17 protein-coding genes and 1 tRNA gene are annotated in these 19,384 nt (G+C 60.3%); 7 read left to right on the plus strand and 11 right to left on the minus strand.

Annotated elements, in window-relative coordinates; all coding sequences use genetic code 11:
- Positions 1-3 precede the first annotated feature (3 nt).
- Complete coding sequence (locus B2589_RS09145) at positions 4-276, plus strand: hypothetical protein (RefSeq protein ID WP_286816362.1); 273 nt, start codon at positions 4-6, stop codon at positions 274-276.
- Positions 277-294: 18 nt separating this feature from the next.
- Here B2589_RS09145 and B2589_RS09150 read toward each other — a convergent pair whose 3' ends face one another.
- Together B2589_RS09150 and lexA are read right to left on the minus strand one after the other, a co-directional pair.
- A complete protein-coding gene (locus B2589_RS09150) occupies positions 295-786 on the minus strand; it encodes a cell division inhibitor SulA (RefSeq protein ID WP_058340169.1) in 492 nt (163 codons plus the stop codon).
- A 15-nt stretch (positions 787-801) separates the two neighbouring features.
- Positions 802-1,410 (minus strand): transcriptional repressor LexA, encoded by a 609-nt coding sequence (lexA, locus tag B2589_RS09155; protein ID WP_036219354.1) that lies wholly within the window; start codon positions 1,408-1,410, stop codon positions 802-804.
- Between the two features lie 169 nt (positions 1,411-1,579).
- On the opposite strand from lexA, the gene B2589_RS09160 reads away from it, so the two are divergent.
- From B2589_RS09160 to B2589_RS09170, 3 genes are read left to right on the plus strand one after another with little or no spacing between them, the layout of a single operon-like run.
- Positions 1,580-2,581 (plus strand): amidoligase family protein, encoded by a 1,002-nt coding sequence (locus B2589_RS09160; protein ID WP_199456930.1) that lies wholly within the window; start codon positions 1,580-1,582, stop codon positions 2,579-2,581.
- Positions 2,574-3,332, plus strand: coding sequence for a gamma-glutamyl-gamma-aminobutyrate hydrolase family protein (locus B2589_RS09165; protein ID WP_022988739.1), 759 nt, complete (start codon positions 2,574-2,576; stop codon positions 3,330-3,332). Before B2589_RS09160 ends, B2589_RS09165 begins: the two co-directional genes overlap by 8 nt.
- 8 nt (positions 3,333-3,340) lie before the next feature.
- The gene (locus B2589_RS09170) at positions 3,341-4,036 is read left to right on the plus strand and encodes an SIMPL domain-containing protein (RefSeq protein ID WP_244177392.1); all 696 of its coding nucleotides are present in this window, start codon (positions 3,341-3,343) and stop codon (positions 4,034-4,036) included.
- Between the two features lie 6 nt (positions 4,037-4,042).
- On the opposite strand, the gene B2589_RS09175 is transcribed toward B2589_RS09170, so the two are convergent.
- Entirely contained in the window at positions 4,043-7,792 is a 3,750-nt protein-coding gene (locus B2589_RS09175) for a translocation/assembly module TamB domain-containing protein (protein ID WP_286816363.1), read from the minus strand.
- Positions 7,793-7,833: 41 nt separating this feature from the next.
- A complete protein-coding gene (locus B2589_RS09180) occupies positions 7,834-9,582 on the minus strand; it encodes an autotransporter assembly complex protein TamA (protein ID WP_414673945.1) in 1,749 nt (582 codons plus the stop codon).
- A gap of 128 nt (positions 9,583-9,710) precedes the next feature.
- On the opposite strand from B2589_RS09180, the gene B2589_RS09185 reads away from it, so the two are divergent.
- Together B2589_RS09185 and B2589_RS09190 are read left to right on the plus strand one after the other, a co-directional pair.
- On the plus strand, positions 9,711-10,718 hold the full coding sequence (locus tag B2589_RS09185; protein ID WP_286816364.1) for a hypothetical protein: 1,008 nt from the start codon (positions 9,711-9,713) through the stop codon (positions 10,716-10,718).
- 22 nt (positions 10,719-10,740) lie between these two features.
- Entirely contained in the window at positions 10,741-11,121 is a 381-nt protein-coding gene (locus B2589_RS09190; protein WP_286816365.1) for a rhodanese-like domain-containing protein, read from the plus strand.
- Positions 11,122-11,181: 60 nt separating this feature from the next.
- Here the strand turns inward: B2589_RS09190 and B2589_RS09195 are convergent, their stop codons facing one another.
- Both B2589_RS09195 and B2589_RS09200 read right to left on the minus strand, forming a co-directional pair.
- Complete coding sequence (locus tag B2589_RS09195; RefSeq protein WP_286816366.1) at positions 11,182-13,812, minus strand: AAA family ATPase; 2,631 nt, start codon at positions 13,810-13,812, stop codon at positions 11,182-11,184.
- Positions 13,809-14,930, minus strand: coding sequence for a metallophosphoesterase family protein (locus tag B2589_RS09200; RefSeq protein WP_286816367.1), 1,122 nt, complete (start codon positions 14,928-14,930; stop codon positions 13,809-13,811). The genes B2589_RS09195 and B2589_RS09200 overlap by 4 nt, the downstream gene beginning before the upstream one ends.
- 253 nt (positions 14,931-15,183) lie before the next feature.
- On the opposite strand from B2589_RS09200, the gene B2589_RS09205 reads away from it, so the two are divergent.
- Positions 15,184-15,260 (plus strand) — tRNA-Met (locus B2589_RS09205).
- Positions 15,261-15,468: 208 nt separating this feature from the next.
- On the opposite strand, the gene B2589_RS09210 is transcribed toward B2589_RS09205, so the two are convergent.
- From B2589_RS09210 to fabZ, 5 genes are read right to left on the minus strand one after another with little or no spacing between them, the layout of a single operon-like run.
- Positions 15,469-16,347, minus strand: coding sequence for a DMT family transporter (locus B2589_RS09210; RefSeq protein ID WP_199456922.1), 879 nt, complete (start codon positions 16,345-16,347; stop codon positions 15,469-15,471).
- Between the two features lies 1 nt (position 16,348).
- The gene (rnhB, locus tag B2589_RS09215; RefSeq protein WP_094624771.1) at positions 16,349-16,951 is read right to left on the minus strand and encodes a ribonuclease HII; all 603 of its coding nucleotides are present in this window, start codon (positions 16,949-16,951) and stop codon (positions 16,349-16,351) included.
- The gene (gene lpxB / locus B2589_RS09220; protein ID WP_286816368.1) at positions 16,951-18,129 is read right to left on the minus strand and encodes a lipid-A-disaccharide synthase; all 1,179 of its coding nucleotides are present in this window, start codon (positions 18,127-18,129) and stop codon (positions 16,951-16,953) included. The genes rnhB and lpxB overlap by 1 nt, the downstream gene beginning before the upstream one ends.
- Before the next feature lie 14 nt (positions 18,130-18,143).
- Positions 18,144-18,935 carry an acyl-ACP--UDP-N-acetylglucosamine O-acyltransferase gene (gene lpxA, locus B2589_RS09225; RefSeq protein ID WP_273131891.1) on the minus strand — a complete coding sequence of 264 codons (792 nt, stop codon included), beginning with the start codon at positions 18,933-18,935 and terminating at the stop codon, positions 18,144-18,146.
- Complete coding sequence (gene fabZ / locus B2589_RS09230) at positions 18,935-19,369, minus strand: 3-hydroxyacyl-ACP dehydratase FabZ (RefSeq protein ID WP_200861362.1); 435 nt, start codon at positions 19,367-19,369, stop codon at positions 18,935-18,937. Before fabZ ends, lpxA begins: the two co-directional genes overlap by 1 nt.
- Positions 19,370-19,384 lie beyond the last annotated feature (15 nt).

Consider the following 19,384-nt stretch of genomic DNA (forward strand, 5'->3'; position numbering starts at 1 on the left):
CGAATGTCACCATCGTTTTTTGAAATTGTACAACTCTCTGACGGCGACTACGCGTTGCGCCGGATAGACGATGATGCCGCCCCACTGGTGCGCATTTCTTTTTCCGAAGAAGCCCGGGAAATGATGGAGAACCGGGATATGAACGTGGCAAAGGCCATGATTGCTGCAGGCATTGAAGCCGCCGGCAATATCGACTACGACATGGGCCATGACATGGACTGGGATGACGAAGACGGCGACGCGATCGACCCCCAGCCCAGCTATACCCTGCACTGACCGATACTGCGCCAGCCCTCAGCGCTGGCGCAAAATCACCCCGTGACTGTTGCCTTTCGCAGAAGCCTTTTGCAGTGAATCAAAGGCGGCGCGCCCCAGCTTGTTGGTCCAGAGCACTACCGCATGACAGGTACCTGCGCCCAGGGCGCGCTCTGCCAGCTGCTGGGCCGGGTATTCCGCGGTTGAACGCAGCACCAGGATCTCGTTCGCCACAATGCCGTGCATCTTCTGCCACTTGGCCACCAGCGCCTGGGGCGGATCAATCCACGCCAGCCAGCGCTTTTCCTGGTTCAGCTGGGTGAGCATGGGCAATAACAGCTGAAAGTTCTCTACCTGTCCTTCCGGCAGGATAATCTCCGTCACATTGCCGCCCAGGCCCGAATGACCCGCTGCCGAACCACCTGCAGGCCGGCGCATGCTTGCCGGGCGCTGGCCCGCAGAGATCGCTTGCGCCGGTGCCACTGCGGCCGGATGAAACGCCATGTTCTGATTGAAGCTCAACTGTTCCATAACTCACCTGCCTGTTCAGTGAAGATCGGAGCGCCGGATTACACCCACACCAAGACCTTCGATAAACAATTCCTGCTCACTCAGATCCACTTCGATAGGAGCAAACTCTTCGTTCTCCGCAATCAGCCAGACCCTTGAGCCTTCACGGCGGTAGCGTTTGACGGTAACTTCCTCGCCCACCCTGGCCACGACTACCTGGCCATTGTGAACATCCTGGGTGCGATGCACCGCCAGCAGGTCGCCATCCAGGATGCCGATATCCTTCATACTCATACCCCGAACCCGCAGCAGGTAATCTGCCGAGGGCGAGAAGAAGTCCGGCTTCAGGGTGCAATGATCTTCCACATGCTCCTGCGCCAGGATCGGGCTACCCGCTGCTACCTGACCAATGACCGGCAACCCCAGATCCGGCTCAGCCTCCGGCAGGCGAATACCGCGGCTGGCGCCCGGCACCATCTCGATCGCACCTTTGCGAGCCAGCGCCCTGAGATGCTCTTCCGCCGCATTGGCCGAGCGGAAACCCAGCTCGGCAGCGATTTCTGCGCGAGTGGGCGGATAACCGGTTTCATCCAGATATCGCCGGATAATATCCAGCACCTGGGACTGTCGGGCGGTCAGCTTCATGCTTTTTCTCCGGGGTTGTTCGTCCTGGTTTTTTATACAGTGATTTGACTATATACAGTGTTTTATCCAGTGTAAAGTCCCTGTGCAGTTTCTTTCCTTTGGGTAACGGGACACGGCGCAAGCCTGTGTTAAGGTGACCTGAAACGAAGCAAGGGGATGCAAACACTCCATGAACGCAGCCAATCGTTGCAAGATGCCGGAAAGACTGAAAAACCACGAAGGTGGAGAACGCCGCGTAGGGGTCGAAATCGAGCTTTCGGGGCTCGGTTACGAACAACTGGTGCAGCATGCCGCCCGCTTGCTCGGGGGGTCGCCGGAGCTGACCTCACGCTACGTGACCGCACTGGACACCGAACATGGCCGCTTTACCATCGAACTGGACTCCGATCCCATCAAGGAGCTGGACCTGGACGACGAGCGCCTGCCGCAATCCATCCGGGAGCTGGGCAGCCATGCCATGGATGTGATCGACTTTGCTGCCGAGAAGGTCATTCCGCTGGAGATTGTCGGCCCGCCGCTGGCGTTCTCGAAACTGGAACTGATCGAAACCCTGATGGATGAGCTACGGGAACTGGGCGCCGAAGGTAGCCGTGAAGCCATCTACTTTGCCTTTGGCCTGCAGCTGAACCCGGAATTGCCGGACCTGGAACCCGCCACCCTGGTAGCCTACCTGCAAGCCTTTGCTGCCCTTTACGACTGGCTTAAAGCCCGGCACCAGCTGGATATCAGCCGTAAGTTCACCACCTATATCGAACCCTGGAGCAGCCGGTATACCGAGAAGCTGATGGCGGATGACTATCGCCCGGATTTGGAAACCCTGATGCGGGATTACCTGCACTACAACCCCACCCGCAACAAGGCCCTGGACCTGCTGCCGCTGTTCGCCCATCTCGACAAGGAACTGCTGGCAGGCTACGTGAAGGACCCCAGGATCAAGAGCCGCCCTACCCTGCATTACCGTCTGCCGGACTGCGACATCGACAACCCGCGCTGGCATTTCTCCACGGTGTGGAATGACTGGGTGGTTCTGGAGCAGCTGGCCGCACATCCGGAAGACCTGGCCGATTTACGCAGCCGGTTCCGGGAAGCCCAGAAGTTCAGCTTCCACAACCTCACCCATTCCTGGCGTGAGACCACGGACAACTGGCTGAAACAACACGGTTATGTCTGATTATCAGGGCAACGACATGCCGATGGCAGAAGAGCTGCCGGAGAAACCGGGGCTGACTATCGGCATCAGTGGCCCGGTGCGAAGAAGCCTGGCGCACCGGCTGATCAACCTGGCCCTGCGCCTGCACGGTGCCAACACCCATTACATTCGCCCCGGCAGTCATACCGATGTGTCCCTGCTGGACGGGCTGGTGCTGTCCGGTGGCACCCACGTACACCCGGAGCTTTACGGGCAACAGCCCCAGGTAACGGCCCGGTACGATCGCAAGCGGGATTCCACCGATCACCGGCTGCTGGTTCAGGCCGAAGCCATCAATATTCCGGTGCTGGGCATTTGCCGGGGCGCACAGTTTATCAATGTGTTCCACGGCGGCACCCTGTGCCAGAACGTAACTCCGCTACGGGAACATACCCGCCACCGGCCTCTGTTGCTGCCCCTGCAAACCGTACAACTGGTGAAAGACAGCCGGCTAGGCCGGTTGATGCCTGCCACGGTGATTGGCGCCAACCGAATTCACAGCCAGGCCATCAAACGGCTGGGCCGGAACCTGCGGGTAACGGCGCTGGATAACGACCGGTTCGTACAGGCCATTGAAAACACCGGAGCCCAGTGGCTGATGGGCGTGCAATGGCATCCGGAATACCTGCTTTACCACACCGGGCACCGGCACATTTTCAGCCACTTTGTGCACGCCGCCCGGGGCAGAAAACTGGAAAGACTGGAAAGCCGATATTCGGCCTTTGATCAATAAGGAGTTTGATGATGGTATCGCTGAAACACCCCCTGGCACTGACCGCCGCCCTGTTAGCGACTGCAGCTGTGCCCCTGGCCGCCAATGCCGGCGAAGTCAGCCTGACCGGCGAAGGCGTGGTGCGTTACAACCCGGACAGCGCCCGCCTGCAATTCTCGGTTTCTGCCGAGCACAGGCAACCGCAAAAGGCTTCCGCCCAGGTAGCTGACACCATGGACAAGTGGCGTAGCGCCATCAAAAACTGGCGAGACCAGTTGCAGGACTACTCCGACGCGGATGTAAACCTGTATACACGCACCCTGCCGGTTCAGGAGAAAGGCAAGGAGCCGGAACGGGTCTCCGTCGCCAGCCAGACCGTGAGCTTCTCGATCAATGACCTGGAACTGCTGAACCCGCTGCTGGAGCAGGCCAATAAACTGGGCCTCCAGTACAACCTTGGCAGCCACCAGTTTTTCCATTCCGACGAGCAGGGGCTTGAGCAGCAGGCGCTGGCCCGGGCCATCGAGGACGCCCGAAACCGCTGCCAGTTCGTGGCGGAGCAGCTGGACAAAACCTGCGGCGAGGTGGTGTCTATCAACATCAACGGTGGGCACCGGCCCGTGCCGATGATGATGGCAGAAGCCAAGTCCGCCCGGGATACCGTCTCGAGCGTGGGCCCCCGTGAGATTCAGTCCAGCGTGAGCGCCACCTTCGAACTGGACTGAACCGGGTCAGAAATTACGGGTATAGAAGATATCGAGGGAGGCCGCCAGCCCGCTGGCCGCCTCCAGATAGAAATACTTGCCCAGGTCATAGCGCAGCGCCACGGTCGTGATTGGCTCGAAAATACCCACCCCGTAGCGCAGGCTGAGCTCGTCGGTAATGTAACCACTGGCCACTACGGCAGACTGGTCGCCAGAGCCTTCCGCTTCCAGGGTCAGGTTACGAATACCCAACTCGTCTCCGATACTCTGGGTTATACCGCTGGCCTGGTTCAGCCCCAGCGAAATCGCCGCCCGGCTCATCTGGCCTTCATCGCCCTGGCTCTGGGGCGCCCGGCCGAGAATGATGTAAGACAGCGCATCACTCTGGGGCATGGACGGCTCCGAGAACACTTCCGTGGTCGGCGCGTTCACCGGCCCGCTCAGGCGAATACCCGCCACAACGGTATCGACGGTGCGCACGGCTTCCACATCCAGGTATGGCTCGGCCAGAGACCCCACAAAGATTATCCGCGCCCTGCGCAGGTCCAGGTCTTGCCCGAAGGCTTCGTAGCGACCGTCCACCAACTGCAGGGTGCCGCGGGTATCCATGTTGTTGCCAATGCGAAGGGTGCCCTCCAGGTTGCCGGTTACATCAAAGGCATTGAAGGATACTTCGTCTTCACCCACCACCACGGTGATATCCATCAGCATGGTGCGAATGGCGGGCTCTTCCTGTTCGACACCGACAATGACTTCGTCCTCGGATACCGAAACCGCCGATGGCGGCAGGCCCTTGATTTCGATATCACCCCGGGGCACATCCACCCGGCCTGACACCGCCAGCTCACCGGCGCGGAAAGCAATGGTCAGATCCGGGCCCACTTCTACCCGGGCATAGGGCTCGACCGAAACCGGCAGCCGCTCGCCGCTGATATTCAGCTGGACTTCAGGTTCATCCTGCCAGTCCAGGTAACCGCCCAGCTCGCCACTGCTGCGATCGTTACTCTTCCAACGGCCGCTGATGTCGGCCCGGCTGCCCAGAAATTCCAGAACCAGCACGATGTCTTCCATGGGCAGCGGCAGGCCCGGGTCGAACACCCGGCCGTCGGTGAGCGCCAGTTTTCCTTGCACCTGGGGCCGGAACAGCGGCCCAGACAAACTCCCCTGACCATTGACCTCGCCGGCCACCTCTTCAATGCCGGCAAAGGCCGACAGGAAAGCCAGGTTCAGATCTTTCAGGTTGAAGCGGCCATCGATGGGCCGGCTTTCGGTATTCGGGTCCACCGCCAGTTCCAGGTCAAAGCTGCCCAGTTCGGGGCCCCGGAGCGCCATGGCCAGTTCTGCGGATTCAGGCTTTAGCCGGGCTTCCAGGGTCAGGGATTCATGCTGCAGGGTTTCCCAGTCATCCAGGATCAGGAACTCGAAGGCCCCGCCGCCAGCATCAAGACTGATCAGGCCATCGGGGCCCTGTTCGGTGAGTGCCAGGTTAATGTCTGCATTCAGGGACGCCTGCCAGCGGAAAGTTTCCGGGAACAACGGCGCCAGCGCCTGCATGGGGAACTGGCGAACCTGATAGGCGATCCGGGTATCCGGCAGCAGCTGCTGGTCTTCAGCACACACCGAGCTGGCCTGCCAGCGCCAGCAGTGGGCGCCAAACAACACTTCGCCGTCAGCCGTGTAATCCAGGCTTGCCGGCGCTTCCAGCCGCCAGGTTTGCTCCGAGCCGGGCACATCGATTTCGCCCCGGGCCAAGGCGCCCTGCCAGCTGTTCCAGGCTTCACCCAGGGCGCCGGCGAACGTCAGCGCCACCGAGGCTTCCGGGTGCTGCACAGTCAACGCCAGCTGGTGATCCGCCCGGGTACCATCAAGGTCTGCAGTCACCGCAGCCAGTTCCTGCCCAGCGACACGCAACGCTTCTGCGTTGAGGCTGGCATCCAGCACACCGCCACTGGCAAGGCTGGCATCCAGCTCCATGTTTTCAATGCGCAGCAGGTCCTGCCATTCGAATTCACTGGCATCAAGCGTCACCTTGCCCGCGGGATCCTGCGCCGAACCCGCCAGGTCCACCCTGGCCGAGAAGCGACCGGCCAGGCCGGGCAGCAGACGGTCCGGCTGCGGCAGGTTCACAGTCAGGCCCGCGCCCAGGCTCTCACCGTAGCGCCCCTCGCCTTCTATCCGGTTCTCCGCTATCGCCACCAGCAGATCCTGCACGCGCCAGTCGGTACCATCGCTGCTGAGCTTACCCCGGGCGGTGGCCGGCTCCTGCTGCCAGCGACCTTTCAGGTCCCAGTTGGCGGTCATTACCGGCAGGCTGTCCGGCACCAGCCGGCCCTCGGAATTGACTTCACCGTTGAGACTGGCTTCCAGCACCGGCACCCAGTAGCCAGGGTTGAACTGATCCAGCAGCAGCCGGGCCTGCCAGGCCAGCTGATCCGCGAAGGCCAGTTCGGCATCGCCGGTCAGGGAACCTGCACCGGTGGTCATATCCAGCTGTGTGATGCGAACCGCTTCCAGGTCCCCGTTCAGGGCTGCGGTAAGCTCCGCATCGCCTTGCGGACCTCTCACCGCCGCCTGTAAATCGGCGTTGTAGTTGCCATCGTTGTACTCAACATTCCCTTCCAGCCGGTTCACGGCAACCGGTGGCGGCTCCAGCCCGGGAATCAGTCCGAACCAGGGGAAACGGTCAAGGACCAGGTCGGCCTCTACCTGCAGGCCACCAGACCAGCTCGCGCTGCCCTGAACTTCCAGGGTGCCCGGAGCGTCGGGCTGTTCGCCAGAGGGCGCACTGGCCGCCGGCCCGGTCATGGTCAGGACCAGGTTCTCGACACCACCGGTTGTGACCAGGCCCCTGATGACGGTTTCGATGGTGCCGGTTGTACCGGGAAGGTTGGCACGGGTACGGGTACGGAAGCCCTTGGCAAGGGACCCGTCCAGCGACACCACCCAGTTTTCCAGGGTCAGGGTTTCCGGCAGGGTGTCGTAGGCCAGGAAGCTCTCTGACTCAATGGTGAGCGCCGCCGGCAACTGCGCTGCCAGCGGCTGCACGGTGCCGTTCAATTGTGCATTCAGGTAACCGCTGCTGGTTCCGGATACCCGAAGATCCCGCACGCTGCCGGCCAGGTTGGCTGCAATCGTCCAGCTGTCTCCGCTCGGGGGTGGCAACTGTGCCGTAACATCGAGATCCACCGGCCAGTCCCGGCGCATTTCAGCACGGCCACTGGCAGTCACCCGGATCTCGCCCAGCTGGTACAGGGCGTGGTTTACGGTAAGGCTGGCGCCGGATGCTTCACTGCGCAGCTCCACCTTGTCCCAGATGGGGCTGCCGTTTAGCTCAAACGGCCCTAGTTGTACATCCCCCACCACCAACGCCACCGGCAGGTTGATAGCGGGCAGGCTGATATCACCCCGTTCTGTTTCTTCGGCGGTATCGGAAGGCTGAACCGTGACATCGATCTGTTCGGCTTTCAGGGTATCCAGGCACAGGGTCTTTTCGAACAGGCAGCTGGGAGACCAGTCCACTTCCGGCGCCAGCAACAGTACTTCCACGCCATAGCCGCGCCATTCCAGCCGTTCCGCCTGCCACTGGCCCAGCAGGGAACCCTGGTCCGCCTCGGTTTGCAGCCCGGGAATCTGGTCAATGGTCCAGGCGGTGCCGGCATCGGTCAGAAGCGCCAGCAAAACAATAGCCACCAGCACCAGGGGCAACAGCAACACCAGCAACACAATCACCAGTGGCCAGAACCACCAGCGTTTGTGTCGGGGCGGCCTGGCTGGCACTGCGCCATGCTCCGGCTGCGGAGGTGTCTGATTCGTTTCGGTCACAGTTCCGGCCCCATGGAGAAGTGAATCCGCCAGCCGCCGCCGAACTGGTCATCCATACCCTTGGCCACATCCAGGCGCAAAGGGCCCACCGGGCTCACCCAGCGAATGCCCATACCCACGCCGGTGGCCAGGGGATCAAAGACATCATCCACGGCATTACCCTCATCAATAAAGGCCGCCACACGCCAGTTGCGGACAAACTCATACTGGTATTCGGCGCTTCCCACCACCATATAACGACCACCGATGACGACATCATCCGAGTCTTTGGGTGCCAGGGTTTCATAGCCGTAGCCGCGAACGCTCTGGTCGCCACCGGCGAAGAAGCGCAACGAAGGCGGGACATCCCGGAAGCTGTTGGTGGCCACGCCACCGAAATTGAAGCGGGCTAGAAACCGGTGCTTGCCGGCCAGGGTATAGAGCCCCTTGGCCAGGAAGTTCACATGCAGGATATCGGCATCCGAAATCACCGCCCGATGGGCCCCGGTCACGTCGAACTGAAGGCGATAACCCCGGGACGGGTCGAGCGGCGAGTTGGCGTGCAGCTTGGAATAACTGACACCCGGCAATAACAGGCTGGAGTTACCCTGCTCTTCCTCACCAATATTGAAGCGCTCCCCTTCCCAGCGCATGGACAATATCTGCATCCAGCCGTTGTCCAGCTGGTGGCTCCACTGCTGGCCAAAGGTGAGCCGTTCAGACTCCACATCTTCAATATGCTCGCGCTGATAACCGGAGGTCAGGCGGATGGCATCCGTCATGGGCGGGTCCAGCGGCAGCTCGTACCAGCCGCTCACGCTCTGGCGTAACTCGGACAGTTCGGTGTCGGCGCCCCGGCGGTGCCCCATGGGATTAATGTAGTGTTCCCGCCAGTTACCCCGGAACCGGGGGCCGACGTCTGTCGAAAAGCCAACGCCGGCGGCCACGGAGCGCGGCGGCCGGGGCGTCAGGGCGATATCGACAGGGATTACCCGGTCCTCTGCCTTTGACGGCGCGGCGTCTACATCCACGCCGGAGAAATAGCCACTGTTGGACAAATCGTTACTGAGTTTTGCCACTTCATCGGCATGGAACGGAATACCGGGCTCGAAAGTAACAAACTGCTCCAGCAGGTTCTGTTCGAACTCGTGGCCTTCCAGAAAGGTGACCTTGCCCAGCCGGTAGCGTTCGCCGGATTGGTACTCCAGGGTGATGTCAGCGGCGTTTTTGGCGGGATCCACTTCCAGCCGGCGGGTCAGGAATTCGCCCTCGAAATAGCCCAGCCTGTTGGCGGTGTTCTGGATAGACTGGCGCAGGGCATCGTACCGGCCATGGTGCAGCACATCACCTTGCGCAGGCGTTTTCGGGAGGTTCTGCCTGAAGTCTTCCCGTGCACCATCCGGCCCTTCGATCATCACATTGCGGGAGCGGATAAGCACCGGCTCGCCGGGAATGAGGGTAAGCACCAGCTCCGCCGGTTCATCGCCGGCTTCTTCTACTTTCCAGCGTACCTCGGGACTGTAATAGCCCAGCGCCCGGGCCGCCTCTTTCACCTGGGCAATGGCGGTGTTGGCGTAACGGCGCAAGCCATCGGCAGTGCGGCCTTCCACTTCGCCAACAAAGATCTGGGCGTTGTCCTGGAGGTTATCCACATCGCCCTCAACCTCCACCCGAACCTGGCTGGCGAATACGGCAGGGGCAAGTACCAGCATCACCAGGCCCGGGCTGATGGTGGCAAGGCGTTGTAAGGTTCTGGCTAACAGCATGCTGGTTTTAATGGCGTCCGATCCGGTGTCCGGGCTGATTCCCTGAAACAGGTTGCTGAGTTTACCGACTGAATAGGCTAACCTTCCAGTCACTTAGCTTTGATATTGTAGGCCCCAAGGTAGCCCGGATGCTCAAGATAAACCGAGAAAACCTAAAATCCAGCCACCAGCTCACCTGGTTCATCATCGACTTTGTGATGCTGGGGCTGCTGATCCTCAATCTCGCGCTGATTATCTGGGACTCGATTTATAACTTTATAGCCGTACAAAACCTGCTGAAAGACTACGCCCCGGCCATTCAGGAGCTTTACCACCCCATCCACGAACGCTTCATTTTCTACGACCTGATCTTCGTGTCGATCTTCCTGGGCGAGTTTGTCCTGCGCTGGGGCTACTCCATCAAGGCCCGGGTGTATGACCGCTGGTATTTCTATCCGTTCATCCACTGGTACGACCTGGTGGGGTGTATTCCGGTAGGCAGCCTCCGCTTTCTGCGGGTGCTGCGGATTATTTCCATTATTTACCGGCTGCACCAGTACAAGATCATCGACTTCACCAGCACCCGCCTGTACCGGTTTGTCATCTTCTACTACGAAGCCTTTATGGAAGAGCTGTCTGACCGGATTGTACTGAAGGTGCTGAGCGGCGTGCAGGATGAGGTGAAACGTGGTTCGCCCCTGTTCGAGCGTATCCAACACGACATTCTTTTCCCGCGGCGGGAAATGTTGTCTGACTGGCTGTCCGAAAGGGTCGCCCAGGCCGCAAAGCAGGGCTATATCCCCAATCGGGGTGCCCTGCGGGTTTACCTGGAAAACCGGGTAGACCATGCCCTGAAACAGAACCTGGAACTGTCACGCCTGAAGTACCTGCCGGTCGTGGGTCCGACCATTCAGGACACCCTGGAAAATGCGGTGGGTGACATCGTGGCCAACGTGGTGCACCAGATCCTGGATGACCTCGCCTCCTCCACCAACCATGCCTTTATTGAAGACATCGTTAACGTGTTCCTGCCGGACCCGGCTCAGGGGCTGACGGAAGACCGCGAGAAAGAGGCGCTGATCACCCTGATTCTGGAAGTGATCGATGCCATCAAGGCCCAGGTTCACGTGAAGCACTGGCGGGAGAACCTGCCGTGACCCAACTTTTAGGAGACTGCCAATGAAAACAGCACACGACCTTGTGGAAGCCGCCCGCGCGGAAATTCGTGAAATTCCGCTGGACCAGGCCGACGACGCCATCAAGAAAGCGGACGTACTGCTGGATGTGCGCGAAGCAGACGAATACAACACCAGCCACATTCCCGGCGCCGTCAATGTGTCCCGTGGCATTCTGGAATTCAAGCTCACCAACGATCCGGCATTTGAAGACCGGGCCCTGAACCTGGTGATCTACTGCAAGAACAGCGGCCGTTCAGCCCTGGCAGCCAGGGCAATGAAGGAAATGGGGTACATTCATGTTCAGTCCATTGCAGGTGGCATTGAAGCCTGGGAAGCTGCCGGCAAGCCGCTGGTAAAACCGGAACTGCCAAGATTCGATTAAACCCGGGGGCAGATCAGTTATGTCGTAATAAGTTTCAGTTATTTTACGAAATTTTTCGTTTCAGCTTTTCAGCTTCTGGAGGTCAATGGGTGGCACCCCGAGGTCTTGCCATTTCTCGGGATGACAGGTGAACAGCAGGATCTGGTGCCTGCGTGCAGCATCGAACAAGATACGTTTCATGTCTTCCAGCCGGTTCTGATCACTGTGCACCAGGGTGTCGTCCAGGAGAATCAGGGTGGGCCTTTGGGCTTCCCTCAACAGGTCGGCATAGGCCAGGCGGCTGATCAGCCCCATCTGTTCCCGGGCACCAAAACTCAGCTCGGCAATCTGGCCCAGCTCATTCCCCCGGTTGAAGGTTCCCGGCCGCAGGTGTTCGTCCACCTCCAGCGTTGCATTCGGAAATAGCAGCGACAGGTAATGGTTAAGGTGTTTTTGCAGCGGGGCCTGCAGGCGCCGGGTCAGCGCCTGGCGTTTGTCCGTCAGCAATGTGAGCAGCAAATCCAGTGCCCGGGCGCGGCGATCCAGCTCCTGGTAGCGGCGCTGGCACTGTTCCAGCTCCGCCTGCTTCTCGCTCAATTGCTCTTCCAGGCCTTCGGCACCCCAGGCTTCAAGCCGAACACGAATGTCCCGAAGTTCCCGTTGCCGGTCTTCCTGGGTTTGCTGCAAAGTCTGGATCGTGCGCTGAAAACGGTCGATATCCTGCCGTAGGATATCCGGCCGGGCCTCGCGGATTTGCTGCTCCCGCTTCGCCATGCTCTCGCGCAGGCTGACCTGCTGCTGTTCGATCCGGGCAAGCTCAGCCGTTAATCGGGTCAACTGTTGTTGGCGCTCGGGGCTGTTGGCCTCGTCTTCCAGCCGCTGCCATTCGGCCCTCGCGTTATCCCGGGCCTGCTTGCCGGTGAGCAGTTGCGCCTGATGGCTGCGATCGCTGGCCTCGGCGTCATTCAAGCGCTTCTCGGCACTGGCCAGGGCGTTTTCGGCCGAGGCCAGATCCAATACCTGAACTTCCTGATCCGATACGGGAGTGGCTTCCAGTTTTTCACGAACAGCTTTCAATTCTGCCTGCAGTTCCGCCAGCTCGGTTTCCAGTGGCTCCAGACCGGCCGGGGCGACCGAACGCAACAACTCGACGGCATGCTTACGTTTTTGCTCCGCTGCCTCCCAGGCGGAAGCACGGCTGTCTGCCTGCTCAACGGACGCCACAGCCATGGCCTGCAATTGCTCGTCCAGGGACTGTTCGAGCGTTTCGAGCTTGCGTCTGGTACTGGCCAGCTCCTCGCCGCCCGGGGCGATGCCCAGGGTGCCTACGCCCGGAATAACCAGCTGCGAGGCTTCCAGCAATTGCTGTTCTCCCTGCCCCTCCAGTTGCCGGTCGTCGAGGGTAATACTAGCGCCGGGCTGCAGCTGCCAGCTCAGGCGGGTGGCAACGGTGCCGGAACGGATGGTTTCGTCATTCAGTTCCCTGGCGGTTGTTTTCAGGCGGGCCACCGCGGCGGTATCAATGCGGTTTGCCTTTGCCTCTTCCCGGGCCTCGTCAACCTGTTGCTGGTATTCCCGGGCCCTGGCCAGGTTCTGGCTGAGGGCCTGCTGTCGCTGTTCAGACTGGCGCAGATCCTGCTCCAGCCGCTGCCGGATTTCCTGCTGGCGAGCAAGTTGCAGTTGTGACCGGGCATTTTCATAGGCAGCCCGGGCATCGTTCAGGGCGCCAGCCAGGGCAGCGGTTTGCTGTTCGATTTGTTGCAGTTTGCGTTCGGCGCTCTCCAGTTCTGCCTTACGGGCGCTGCGCTGTTCGTCCAGCCGGCTCAAGTGGCCGAGGTTCTGCTCCAGCAGCTCGCGGTTCTGAACCAGCTGCGCCAAAGTATTCTTTTCCTGTTCCTGCTGCTGTTCCAGCTGCTCGACCTGCTGTAGCTGTTCACGGGCCCGGTTCAGTTGCCGTCGGGCATCGTCCCAGGGCTTTTCCTGTTCGGTGCGATCAAACTCCTGCGACAACTGCCCGAGGCGATCCACCTGCCCCTGATACTGCTCAACCCGCAGCTGCAAATCGTCGACCTGTTGCTGCAGATCTTCCCGCTCTTTATCCAGTTTTTTGTAGTCACCCTTGGGCTGGCCGGTGGCCGTCAGCAACACGTCGCGCTTGCCTTTTACTTCCTCGATGACTGCATCGCCGCCGGTGCTGGCCACCTCGCCAACCAGGGCATTGAGGGCGGATTTCAGGTGATCGCCCGCGTGTTCAACAGCTTGCTCGATATCCTGCCCCGTGCCCTGCTCTACCCACAACAGGCCCGGAATACCCCAATGCTCCGCTTTGCTGGCACCCCGCTTGGGATACTGGTAACCCAACAGCTCCGCCAGCTTTTCCTCCGCATCGTCTTCGCTCCAGGTCTCATTGCCGACCGACAAGTCACAGCGGGTGCGTTTCAGGAAACTTTTAACCAGGCGCCATTGGGCCCCCTGATGCTCGAAGGCCAGTTCAACGGTGGGAGCGGCTGCAGAGTCGCCCCAGGGGCGAAGGTCGTCCACCGCCTGGGATCGGTAACGTTCAAAGAACGCCGCCCGGATGGCACGCACCAGGGTACTTTTGCCGGATTCATTGGGCCCGTGGATCAGGTTCAGGCCAGGCTGAAGATGCTCAAGGGCAAAGGGTGGGCGAAACTGGCGCAGCTGTTCCACTTTCAGGCTCTGCAGTTTCATTGGCCTGCCTCCTGAGCCGGTGTTTTCAGCATGGAGGCCAGAATGGCCAGGGCATCCCGGGCGGCTTCGCCCTGTTCCCCGGCTTGCTGCTCCCGCAGGGTTTCGACCACCTCGCCAACGTAGCCGTCGGCTTTCAGGGCAGCAATATCGTCGTCGGTGGGTGCCAGCTGCAGGTTACTGCGCTCGCAACGAATGCTGCGGAAACGGGCTTCGGCAACCGACAATCCATGCAGCAGCTTTTCTTCGCCCGCCAGGGTGATCAGGCCGTCCAGCCGAAGATCCACCACCGAGGATTCGGGCAGGTTTTGCAGGCGTTCCAGTAACTGGTCCAGGTCTGATTCCACAGAAAGGGTTTCCCGCCATTGATGCCACTGGTAACGACCGGTGGCTACCACCTGAACCTGCGGCAGCTCGCCCGGACCGGCAATATCGACAATCAGGGCATTACCGGCCTCGTTATTCCGGAACCGCTCCGACTCCGGGGTACCACTGTACCAGGTGCGTTCGTTGATTTCCTTGGTACCGTGCCAGTCTCCCAATGCCAGGTAATCCAGCTTGCTGGCTTGCGCCCGGTCCGGCGCAATGGGGTTGGTGGAATCGATTTCCGCCGCCAGCAATCCCTGCACACTGCCGTGGGCGAGCCCCACCCGAACCAATCCTGCCGGGGTCTCGTAGCGGCCGAAAGCTTCTGTCAGATCACCATAGGTATGGCGCTGGGTCAGCGGTGCGTTCAGTATGGCGAGGCCTTCGGCAGCCAGTTCGATAACGCCCGGTTCCAGCGCCAGGTGCACGTTATCCGGCACGGCACCCAACCGTTGAGCGCGAGTCCAGACGCTTTCGGCGAGCGCCGCATCATGGTTACCCGGCAGCATCACCCAGGGGCCAGGGAATGCCTTGGTGGCATTGAACACCCGGCGAATAGTGCGATCAGATACCGTCTGGGCATCAAACACATCACCGGCCACCAGCACCGCCTGGCACTGAGATTCATTGGCAAGCCGGGCCAGCTTGTCTATGGCCTCGAACCGGGCTTCCACCAGCGCTGCACCGTCTTCGGTTTCAAAACGGCTGTAGGTACGCCCCATCTGCCAGTCGGCGGTGTGTAGAAATCTTGGCATTGCGTGCCCCTTCAAAATGTAGACTTTCGCTTAATCGCTTGCCGATTCTGGCGTGGGAGCCCGGCGGCTTCTGTACCATCCTAATCATGCTTGGGCTTCATGCAAGCAACCTTCACAGCTAACCCTGACGGTATTTTCAAGGGTTACGGTGAACAACGAAAGTCTTAAATAAGGTTTGACAAGCACCCTGCCCAGCTGTATTATGCGCACCTCGTTGATCGGGGCCAGCCCCGAAGCCAACAACCAGTTTTGATGCGGGGTGGAGCAGTCTGGTAGCTCGTCGGGCTCATAACCCGAAGGTCGTAGGTTCGAATCCTGCCCCCGCTACCATAAAAAAGAAAGGCAGATCAGTCACTTACTGGTCTGCCTTTTTTGCATCTGGGGCCGCCAAATTCCCCTGTGACGTATATGTGACATATATGTGCCAATCCTTGTGGCCCCCTATTTGGGTGGTTAGGTGAAATTGACCGTAAGTCCGCCACGCCGGCCACACCCTCGTTCACCGCAATGCTGGTCGCTTAGTCCGCCTTACCAGTCTTCACGTCCGCACTGGCGCAGGAGGCGCCTCCCGCTGGGACCAGACCGCCTGCACCACGCCCGAGACGATGATCAACGCGCCACCGGACATTTGCAGCAGGTTCAGGCTTTGGTCAAACAGCAGCCAACCCAGGATAATCACCGTAATCGGCTCCAGATATGCGAGGGTGCCGTAGGTTGCCGCTGGCAATGCCTTTAACGCCACCACCGCCAGCATGATCGCCAGGAAGCCGGGTAGCACGCCGGCCGCCGCCAACCAGCCCCATTGCCCAGCCTGGATGCTTTCTTCCTGCATGAGCATCAGCGGCAGCATGCAAAGTGCCCCGGCCAGCATTTGGTACCCGCTTCGGGTCAGTACATGCACCCGTTCGTGAATCAAGCGGTTGGTCAGGATAAACGCGGCGTAGCAGAGCATGGCGCACAGGGCATAAAGCAGGCCTGCCGCCTCTTCCGCGCGTCCGGAGAGGTTAAAGTTGAATTCCATCATCATGGCAAAGCCGAACAGCGCTAAGGCGATCAAGGCTGCACCCAGGCCCGACAGCCGCTCCCCCATGAAAAAATGCGCCACTATCGACGCCGCAGCCGGGGCCAGGTACAGCAGCATCACGGCGTTGGCCATGCTGGTGTAATTCATGGCCATTACGTAGAACACCACAAAACCGGCCAGGAATGCCCCGGTTACCAGAACCTTGAAACCGGGCCAGGTGAATACCTTTGCTCGCTGTCCAGTCAGCAGGAGAAACGCGGCCATTAATGCCGCCCCTATAAACAAGCGATAGAAGGTAACAGTTTCCGCGCTGACACCGGCATACACCGAGATGGCGCCAATGGTGCCCATAAAAACTGCGGCAAACACGGCGGCAAGTATGTGCGAATTCATTTTACAAACACTCCCGGACGGGACGAAACGACCGCCGGTGCTCCGGCGTTGCACCTAACCGCTTCAGCGCTTCCAGGTGCACGGGTGTGGGATAACCTTTGTGCTGGGCCAATCCGTAGCCGGGATATTGCTGTTCCAGCATCTCCATTTCCCGGTCGCGGGTGACTTTGGCGAGGATAGACGCGGCGCTGATGGCCTCTACCCGGGCATCGCCCTTCACCACCGGCTCGGAGGGCCAGCGCCAATCCGGGCAACGGTTGCCGTCTACCAATACGTATTCAGGTTCGAGAGCCAGGCCCTCCACTGCACGGGTCATGGCCAGCAAGGTAGCCTGGTAGATATTGATCTGGTCAATTTCCGCCGCCTCACACCGGCCCAGGCTCCAGGCCGCGGCCTTTTCGAGAATCTCGTCGTAAAGCTTCAGGCGGCGTTTTTCGGTGAGCTTCTTGGAGTCCGCCAGGCCCTCGATGGGCCGCTCCGGGTCCAGGATCACCGCCGCAGTCACCACTGCGCCAATCAGCGGGCCACGGCCCACTTCATCAACGCCGGCCAGTAACCGGCCCTTGTAGCTGCACTCAAATGGTGGAAGGTCTTTTGCGGCCATCAGCGCCGGCGCTCCATTAACTCGGAAATGGCGGTGGCAGCACGTTCGTCCGCATTCTGGCGCAGGCTTTCGTGCAACTCGGTGAAGGCTTGCTGCAACTGCTCGCGCTCCTCGGTGTTTTCCATGCGCTCCAGCACGGCGGCGCCCAGGGCCTCCGGTGTGGCGTCATCCTGCAGCAACTCCGGCACCAGGCCTTGTTGCGCCAGCAGGTTCGGCAGGGCCACCCAGGGCACCTTCACCAGACGGGACAGCAGTTTGTAGCTGAGGTTGCTCAACCGGTAGCCCACCACCATGGGGCGTTTGAGCAGCATGGCTTCCAGAGTTGCGGTACCGGATGCCAGCAACACCACATCGCTGGCGGCCATCACTTCCCGGGAACGACCTCGTACCAGCGTAACCGGCAGCTTCACTTCCAGCGCCTCTACCAGTCCCTCTACCTGCTTCTCCCGGTCCCGGTTGACGCAGGGAATCACCAGCTGGATATCCGGGCGGCGCTCCTGCAGCCAGCGGGAGGCCTCCAGAAACAGGGTGCCAAGGCGCTCAACTTCCCCACCCCGGCTGCCGGGCAATACCGCCAGAACCGGCTGATCGAGGTTCAGGCCAAGTGCCTTGCGGGCCGCCCCTGTATCTGGCTGCATGGGAATTCTGTCAGCCAGCGGGTGCCCCACAAAGGCCACCGGCACATTGTGCTCTTCGTAGAAACGGGCTTCGAAGGGAAACAAGGTGAGCATCAGGTCGACAGACTTGGCAATCTTGAAAATTCGCTTCTGGCGCCAGGCCCAGACCGAGGGGCTTACGTAATGAACCGAGGGAATACCGGCTTCCCGGCAGCGGCGTTCAATGGCCAGGGTGAAGTCCGGGGAATCGATACCAATGACCACATCCGGCGGAGTGGTAAAGAAGTAATCCAGCAGGCGGGCACGGATACTGAACAGCTCGCGAATGCGCCCGAGCACTTCCACCAGCCCCATCACGGAAAGCCTTTCCATGGGCACCAGGGAGTGAAAGCCTTCGGCGATCATTTCGTCGCCGCCGATGCCCACAAAGCGGGCTTTCGGATAGCGTTTGCGCAACGAGCGAATCAGCCCGGCACCGAGGATATCCCCCGATGCCTCGCCGGCGATGATTGCAATGGTTACCTTGCGGGAGCTGACCTGCCCGGTTTCAGCAGTTGCCACCAGGGCCTCCTGGCTCAGCGAATGATGCCGCGATCCGCTCCCCGGAGCGAGTCAATCAGCGGGCGGACTTCCGGCACGTCATTAAAGGACTTCTCGAGCTCGTCAATCGCCTGCTCGGTGGTCAGGCCCTGACGGTAAACCACCTTGTAGGCGCGGCGCAGGGCCATCAGCACGTCTTTGCTGAAGCCACGACGCTTCAGGCCTTCCACATTCATGCCATGGGGCTGGGCAGACTGGCCAGACGCCATCACATAGGCGGGAATGTCTTTGAGTACGATGCTGCCGCCAGCCGCCATGCTGTGGGGGCCGATGTGGCAAAACTGGTGCACCATGGTGCCACCGCCGAGAATAGCGTGGTCGCCTACGGAGACATGGCCGGCCAGGGTGGCGCAGTTGGCCAGGATGGTGTTGTCGCCTACGATGCAATCATGGGCCACGTGCACATAGGCCATCAGCAGGTTGCCGCTGCCAATGCGGGTTTCGCCCCGGTCCTGAACCGTGCCACGGTGAATCGTGCAGTTTTCGCGGATAACATTGTTATCGCCAATCACCAGCGTGGTGGGCTCGCCGGCGTATTTCTTGTCCTGGCACTCTTCCCCGATACTGGAAAACTGAAAAATGCGGTTATTGCGACCGATTACCGTTGGGCCCTTGACCACCACGTGGGAGAGAATCTCGGTACCCTCGCCGATCTCCACACCGGGGCCGATGTAACTCCAGGGGCCTACGGTTACGTTGTCTGCCAGTTTGGCTGACGGGTCTACAATCGCCTGAGGATGGACACCCGACCAGTCATTTGTCGCCATCAAGCTTCTCTCTCAGCGGTCATGATTTCTGCCACGCACACCACTTCGCCATCAACGAGTGCCCGGCAATTGAATTTCCAGATACCGCGCTTGGCGGAGACAAATTCAGCCTCCATATCCATGCGGTCTCCCGGCACCACGGGGCGCTTGAAGCGCGCTTTGCTGGAGCCAGCCAAATATTGTATCACGCCATCAGAGGGTTTCCGTTCTACGGTCACAAACCCGAGAATGCCCGCCAACTGGGCCATGGCTTCGATAATCAGCACGCCAGGCATGATCGGGTTATCCGGGAAGTGCCCGGTAAAGAACGGCTCGTTGAAGGAGATGTTCTTGTAGCCCTTGATCGACTTCCCTTTCTCCACATCGGTAACCCGGTCTACCAGCAGAAACGGGTATCTGTGTGGCAGGTACTCAAGAATCTCATCAATCTTCATCTGCATGTTGATCGG

It is taken from the genome of Marinobacter sp. UBA3607 (assembly GCF_002375525.1).
GTDB lineage: Bacteria > Pseudomonadota > Gammaproteobacteria > Pseudomonadales > Oleiphilaceae > Marinobacter > Marinobacter vinifirmus.